General features: G+C 41.2%; 6 protein-coding genes. 2 read left to right on the top strand and 4 right to left on the bottom strand.

Annotated features, from left to right (window positions below):
* Positions 1 to 34 precede the first annotated feature (34 nt).
* The 4 genes from B2400_RS15790 to B2400_RS15775 form a co-directional block, all read right to left on the bottom strand.
* Positions 35 to 2,341, bottom strand: coding sequence for a GH92 family glycosyl hydrolase (locus B2400_RS15790; protein ID WP_293934806.1), 2,307 nt, complete (start codon positions 2,339 to 2,341; stop codon positions 35 to 37).
* A 238-nt stretch (positions 2,342 to 2,579) separates the two neighbouring features.
* On the bottom strand, positions 2,580 to 3,377 hold the full coding sequence (locus tag B2400_RS15785) for a sulfite exporter TauE/SafE family protein (RefSeq protein WP_149525625.1): 798 nt from the start codon (positions 3,375 to 3,377) through the stop codon (positions 2,580 to 2,582).
* 365 nt (positions 3,378 to 3,742) lie between these two features.
* On the bottom strand, positions 3,743 to 3,961 hold the full coding sequence (locus B2400_RS15780) for a hypothetical protein (RefSeq protein WP_149525624.1): 219 nt from the start codon (positions 3,959 to 3,961) through the stop codon (positions 3,743 to 3,745).
* A gap of 156 nt (positions 3,962 to 4,117) precedes the next feature.
* Positions 4,118 to 5,437, bottom strand: coding sequence for an ammonium transporter (locus B2400_RS15775; RefSeq protein ID WP_293934803.1), 1,320 nt, complete (start codon positions 5,435 to 5,437; stop codon positions 4,118 to 4,120).
* Between the two features lie 276 nt (positions 5,438 to 5,713).
* Between B2400_RS15775 and B2400_RS15770 the strand changes: the two genes are divergently transcribed.
* Both B2400_RS15770 and ygiD read left to right on the top strand, forming a co-directional pair.
* On the top strand, positions 5,714 to 6,544 hold the full coding sequence (locus B2400_RS15770) for a response regulator transcription factor (protein WP_149525622.1): 831 nt from the start codon (positions 5,714 to 5,716) through the stop codon (positions 6,542 to 6,544).
* Between the two features lie 95 nt (positions 6,545 to 6,639).
* Positions 6,640 to 7,524: a 4,5-DOPA dioxygenase extradiol gene (gene ygiD, locus B2400_RS15765; RefSeq protein WP_293934800.1), complete on the top strand. Its 885-nt coding sequence runs from the start codon at positions 6,640 to 6,642 to the stop codon at positions 7,522 to 7,524.
* The last annotated feature ends 27 nt before the right edge of the window (positions 7,525 to 7,551 follow it).

Below are 7,551 nucleotides of genomic sequence, written 5' to 3'. Positions count from 1 at the left end.
CTTTTTAGACACCTTCTTCTTTTAATCCTTTAACCTACTTCTTTTTCGGCTTATTGCTCATAACGAACTCTAAAGTTCCGCCGCTCATCAAATCATCGTGCGAAATCTTAAAATCTTTAATCTCCCTACCATTCCAACTCACCTTGCTGACATAAACATTTTTCTCACCCTGATTCTTTGCCACGACTTTCAACGTTTTCCCATTCTCTAGCTCTACGTTTGCCGACTTCACCAAAGGACTACCGATCCAGTAGTGAGCATCGCCGGGAGCTACCGGATAAAAGCCTAAGGACGTGAATAAATACCATGCCGACATCTGCCCGCAGTCGTCATTACCGCCCAGGCCGTCCGCGCCATTATTATATTGATGGCGGATAATCTCTCTAACACGTTTTTGTGTTTTCCAAGGGCTCATCGTGATATTGTAGAGATAGGCAACGTGGTGCGATGGCTCGTTTCCATGAACATAGTTACCAATAATGCCCTCACGAGTTATATCCTCAGTTTTTTCAAAATACTTATCCGGCAATTCCATTGTAAATAAGGAGTCTAAGTACGTTTCAAAACGCTTTTCGCCGCCAATCGCTTCGCGCAAGCCAATAGGATCGTGTGGAACATATAAGGAATAGTTCCAGGTGTTGCCCTCAATAAACCCTTGCCCATGGGTATCCAACACATCAAACTCTGCTCTAAATTTCCCTGATTTATCTTTCGGACGCATAAACCCGATAGACTTATCAAATAAATTACGCCAGTTGTTCGAGCGTTTCGTAAACTCTTCCGCGATATCCGTATGACCTAATTTCTTAGCGACTTGCGCGATACACCAATCGTCGTAAGCATACTCCAATGTATTGGAAACGGATGACGTTGATACCTCATCCGGCACATATCCTAAATCGATATAATCACCAATGCCTTCATATGGGCGAGCATTTGCTGTAGAGATACAAGCCAACAAAGCCGCTTCCGCATCCCCTTTATAAACGCCCTTCAAGATCGCATCCGAAACAACAGAAACCGAATGATAGCCTGACATACACCAGTTATCATTAGCATAATGCGACCAAATAGGCAGCATTCCCAGCAAAGACTGATCATAATGCGCCATCATCGACGAAACCATATCTGCATTGCGCGATGGATTGATCAGATTCAGCCAAGGGTGAAACGCTCTAAAGGTATCCCATAAGGAGAATGAAGTGTAATTCACGAAGCCCTCGGCGCGATGAACCTCCTGGTCCAAGCCCTTATATTCACCATTCACATCCATATAAATCGTTGGCATCAGGTTAGCATGATAAACGGAAGTGTAGAAATTAACTAAATCCGCCTCATTTAGCATATCCACTTTAATCTTGCCAAGCTCCTTCTCCCAAGCATCTTTACCCTTCGAAACAACTTGCTCGAAATCCCAGTGCGGAACTTCTTCTTCCATATTCGCCAATGCATTGCGCATGCTTACCGGACTTAAAGCAACTTTCATCATCACCTGCTCCGTGTCTTCCGTATCGAAATCCAAGTGCAACTTCATATTATGTGCCGCAAGATCCGGGAAATTATTCTTCTGATCGAACTTACGCCAGAATCCTTTGTAAGGTGTTTCCTTATCATAATAACGTGCCCCATAGTTCTTAAACGGTTTAGAAGTCTTAATCGCAAAATAAACGGTACGGGTTCTCGCCCATCCGTTCGTTTGCCTATAGCCTGTAATAGTTGAATCGTTCAAGACGCGAACCACCGTCCACACATTCTTCTCGTCGTAGTTATAGATCCCGGCCGTCAGATCAAAAATAAGATGCGAGGCATCGGATTTAGGGAAGGTATATCGATGCATTCCCACGCGCGTACTGGTCGTTAACTCGGCTAATATATTATGCTTATCTAGCTTTACTTTGTAATAGTTAGGTTCTGCAACCTCATTATCATGGCTAAAAGGCGAGCGATAACCATCTTGTGGCCGATCTGCCGTACCGGGGTTCAATTGAACTTTCCCTTGCGTAGGCATCACCAAAATATCACCTAAATCTGAGTGCCCGGTTCCGCTAAAATGGGTGTGGCTAAAGCCTACAATCGTCTTATCCTTATATTGATAGCCTGCACAATACTCGTAGACTGTGCCGGTATATTTGCCATTAAAAGCATAAGGAATAGTATCGGTGTCGGGACTCAACTGTACGGAACCAAATGGAACGGTAGCACCTGGAAAGGTATGTCCCATCTTGGCTGTTCCAATCAAAGGGTTTACATAATCGGTCAACTTCTTCTGTTGAGCCAAGCCTAAACTAGGGAGAATGGCTAACAACATAAGCTTCCCGAATCGCGCATAATTCTTCTTCATCAATTAAATATTGGGGTTGATTTATAATGTTTGATACTTAAAAATACGTAATTATTAAACGTTTTAGCAAGCTAACCTTCAATTATATCAAGAACTTTTCGGAAATCCGTCTTGTTCCATCCTGCTTATTTGGAAAGAGCCTCATAATTTAGCGTTGATTACGATCAGTTCCTTTCTAAAATAAAACTCTCCGAATCTTTGAAATCTAAAGCTCTATACTGCGAATAAGGATAGGAAATTAAAGAAGAACCGTCTCTTTAAGAATAATATATATCCCGATCATCAGAATCAAGTATCCAAAAGCGACCTTGAGAAAAGTATTAGAAACTCGATCAGCAAAATAAAAACCTATAAAAATCCCAATCAGCGTTGAGCCGGTATAACTCAACAACAAATTCCAATCAAATTCCGCAAACTTCTCGCTATCACCAACTAATCCAAAGAAGGAGTTAACGGTGATGATAATCAAAGAAGTCGCAACAGCACGGCGCATTGGCAAATGGTAAAAGTTCACTAAGGCCGGGATAATTAAAAATCCCCCACCGGCACCTACTAAACCTGTCACCAATCCAACAAGTGCACCTTGAGCAAGCACCAAGCTGATAGGCACATGAACGCGTGGCGCCTCAGGGATCGTATGTTTCTTCATCGCAAAAATCATACTGAGCGATGAAGCAATCATCACCATCGAAAACAGTAGCATCAATGCCGTTCGTTGCTCAATGGCATAGCCCGCAATGTGAATAACATCCGGAACAAGGGGAAGAATAAACGATCGCGTGAAAAACACAACGATAAGCGAAGGTAGACCGAAAGTCAATATCTTCCCCAAATCAGCCTCTTTGCGGATAATTCCCCGCAGGCCACCAACGAAAGAAGTGATCCCGATTGCAAATAAAGAATAGGTAGTAGCAATAACCGGATGTACCGCCATGACGTACACCAAAATTGGAACGGTAAGAATGGTACCTCCACTCCCAAGCATCCCTAAGGTTACCCCAACGATAACGGCTAAAATACAACCAACTATTAACATAGATTCACTAGTTAATGTGCCACTCAATTAATTTCAACTAAAAGTAGCAGAAATAAACCAAACAAAAAACCAAGTAAGATGGTAGGGATTCAATCGAAATGGGCAAACAAGCTTTGTCGCAAGAAGAGTGCTTTTCTAATTCGGCGCCAATTCCAACCTCCCTTGACCTACTCCCCTTTCAATCCCCTTTCAAACCCAATACAGTCCCAATGCAGACCCAATTCAGAGCGGGTTTGATTGGGCTATGCAATGGGATAGATAAAGCTTATGATAAACTAAGACCAATTGCTGGTATAAAAGAATAGGCAACCTATTTGAAAGGTTGCCCATTACTATTGACTAACAAATTATAAAGAATGTATGTATTACTTGCGAATCGTGTCAATCTGTGTGGAATCGACTGTCGTAGAGTCCAATTTCAAAACACTTTTATCTGGCTCATTGATATTATAACGCGAAACGGCATCCTTCTCAACAGGTGGAGGTGTTACTTCATCTGTACTTTCCTGCTGATTATTATTGCAGGCCGTAAGAAATAAACCCGACATTAAGATTGATAACCCATATATTTTTAAGTGCTTCATGCTCTTCCCTCTATAGTTTATTATTAAAACTGATAAGTGGGGAAATAGTTTGCACTTAATTCAAATCTTTAAATATTCAAACCTTTTGATATAAAAAAAATCCTGCCTTACAGATCGGAAGGCAGGCATAATTTAGGATATAATGGAGGGAAAATACTATAACTTTTCGCCATGTTGCGACAGGTCCAATCCTGCTTCTTCCTCTGCTTCGCTAACCCGCAGTGGAGAGATCATATCGCAAACTTTTAATAATATAAAGGCTAATACAAGTGTAAAAACGGTAGCACCAATCAAACCGATAACATGCGCTGTAAATAAAGAGGTCTCTCCATAGAACAGGCCATTGCCTTCGATTGCTGGATTGATTTGCTTGCTAGCGAAAACGCCCGTAAGCAGCATACCCACCATACCGCCGACGCCATGACTTGGGAAAACATCCAAGGTATCGTCGATCTTGGAACGCGTTCTCCAATCAATTACAAAACGGCTTACTAAGGCGGTTATTGCACCGGTAACTAAGGAATGTCCAAAAGTCACAAATCCAGCAGCGGGGGTTATGGCAACCAACCCAACAACAGCACCAATGCAAACGCCCATAGCGGAAGGTTTGACCCCGCGGGCAGCATCGAGAAAAATGTATGTTAGAGCGGCTGCGCCTGAAGCAGTTGATGTTGTAATCAATGCTGTAGCAGCTAATTCGGATGCCGCAAAGGCAGAGCCTGCATTAAATCCAATCCAACCAAACCAAAGCATTCCTGTACCTAATAATACATAAGTAATACGTGCAGGTGTATGCTCATGGTAGTTTTTACCTTGTCTTAAGAAGATAGCCGATGCTAATGCCGTCAACCCTGCTGACATATGGACCACGGTTCCACCGGCAAAATCTAGAACGCCCATTTTCATCAAAATGCCATCCGGATGCCAAGTCGCATGAGCTAAGGGAGCATAGATAAAAATGAAGAATAAACAGATGAATAGAACAAAAGATGTGAATTTGATGCGTTCAGCAAATGCTCCGGTTATCAATGCCGGCGCAATGATAGCGAATTTAAGCTGGTATATCGCAAATAAAGCAAACGGTATAGTCGATGCACCGTCCCAGGGCTTTTCCTCCAACACACCATTGAACATGAAATAGGTTGTAGGATTGCCAATAACCCCTCCGATCGACTCGCCGAATACTAAACTAAAGCCAAATACAACCCATAACACCGCAATAACAGCCATACAGATGAAACTTTGAAGCATTGTTGAGATCACATTCTTTTTTTTCACCATTCCTCCGTAAAAATAGGCCAACCCTGGCGTCATAATCAAAACTAACGCCGTAGAAGTCAACATCCAGGCAACATTAGCATAATTATATTCGAAATCACCATTAATTGAGGGTGCTTTTGAAAAAAACAACGAAATTAACACTACGAATCCCATCAAAACAATGGGCAAATACGATTTTTTACCTGATAATGTCATATATTTTATAATTATTACATCAAAAATATAATTTTAATATCGTTTTCAAAATATTTTTAGAGTTTTATTGAAATTTTATCTGATTTTTTGAGAAAAAATAGATTTAAAAACAAAAACCAGAAGAATAAACACCACTTCTTTGTTTTAAAAAAAGGTTTTTGACGTCATTCTCTAATTAGCAAAGCGTATAAAACAATAATTGGGTAATTTTTATTATTAAATATGAAATAGAACCCAGATTTAAGCTATTTTGGATCTGGAAAAGCATTAAAATATATGGAAGAGCTATTTAAAATCTATAAAGTCGACAGTCAAGAAGCTTTACGCATCCAAACTCAGAAGAATGAACCACACAATCATAATTTTGAAGAGCTTGTTATCGGTATCAGCGGGCAGATTGAACATTTTATTGATTTTGACTCTGAAATATATGAAGCTCCTTTTGTAAGCTTCGTAAGCAAGGGTAAAATTCATCGCGTTGTGCCTTTGTTGAAGGATGGTATTTGCGATTTCTGGGTTTTAAGGTTCAAAAGCGAATTCATTCCCGAAACCACTTTTAACCTGTATGCCTATTACCACAAGAGTGCGACTTTACAATTTGCAGAGAATAGATGTTTCAAACGTCTTGATCAACTTTGCACGATGATTTATGAGGAAATGCAGCAGGAAAATCCTGAATTGTCTGTCGTTCGGGAATTGCTCAATAGCCTCTTCACCATGATCGAAGTGGAACGCAAGAAACAGCAACTAGACAGCAATTTGGTGTACAAAAACCAAGATACCACCTTTAAAAATTTCCTATCCATACTCGAAGAGAACTTTCGTAGACCCGAAGGCGTAAATTATTATGCTGAAAAACTCTTTATGAGCGCCAGGAATCTCAATGCCATCACCCAAAGCATTCTTCAGCAGTCTGTTTCCGAGATTATAGAAACAAGAAAACTGATCGAAGCAAAAAACTTGCTCATTAGCACCGATAAGACCGTTTCTGAAATAGGATATGAAATTGGATATACGGATAAGGCATATTTCGCGAGCGTCTTTAAGAAGAAATCGGGGCAAACGGCGACAGAGTTCAGAGAGGAAATGCGGAAACTTATTTCCTAATTCCTATATCTTTTGTCCAAATATTCATACCTGCCCCCTGCTTGTAGTGCCGATATTTGTATTATCAATTGGAAAGGACATTGACAATGGAAGATATGAATAGAAAACAATTTTTAGCTGCTGCCGCAACCCTACCTTCAGCAGGCGCAGCAATGAAGCTAAAATCATTAAATAAATTTATTGACGGGTTGGACGCAAGTTCGACGATGCCGGTCTTATTCTTAGGACATGGAAGCCCTATGAACGCTATTGAGGAAAATGAGTTTGTGCAGGGGTTCAGAAATATTGGCTCTGAAATCGAAAAACCAAAAGCAATTCTAGTGATTTCTGCGCATTGGGAGACACGTGGTACCTTCGTAACAGCGATGGAAAACCCAGCAACGATTCATGACTTTGGGGGCTTCCCGCAAGCGCTATTTGATGTGCAATATCCAGCTCCAGGATCTCCGGATCTTGCAGAAGCCGTAAAGGAAACCATCAAAAGCAAGGAGGTTCATTTAGATGACAAATGGGGATTGGATCATGGTAGCTGGTCTGTCGTCAAACATCTGTATCCTAATGCGGATGTGCCGATTATCCAGATGAGTATCGATTATAGCATGTCTCCTGCCCAGCACTATGCTTTAGCAAAGGAATTGGCTGGTCTCAGAAAGAAAGGCGTTTTGATTATAGGTAGCGGAAATAACGTGCATAATTTGCGTATGGTTTCTTGGCAGCATCTAAATACGGTCGGATATGCCTTTGATTGGGCGAAGGAAGCGAATGGGAAAATGAAAGGATACATCTTGGATCGCAATCATCAGCCGCTAATCGACTTCCACAAACAAGGAAGAGCATTTGAATTGGCAATCCCTACCCCAGAGCATTATCTACCAATGATCTACGCATTGGCATTACAAGATAAGAACGAAGATTTGGTCATATTTAATGACGAAGCGGTCGCCGGAGCATTGACCATGACCTCATTGAAAATCGGATAATAAAATAAGGGGCTGTCTAAAAAGGTC

Source organism: Sphingobacterium sp. UBA6645 (assembly GCF_002455685.1).
GTDB lineage: Bacteria > Bacteroidota > Bacteroidia > Sphingobacteriales > Sphingobacteriaceae > Sphingobacterium > Sphingobacterium hotanense.
This window is presented reverse-complemented; position numbering and strand designations above follow the sequence as displayed.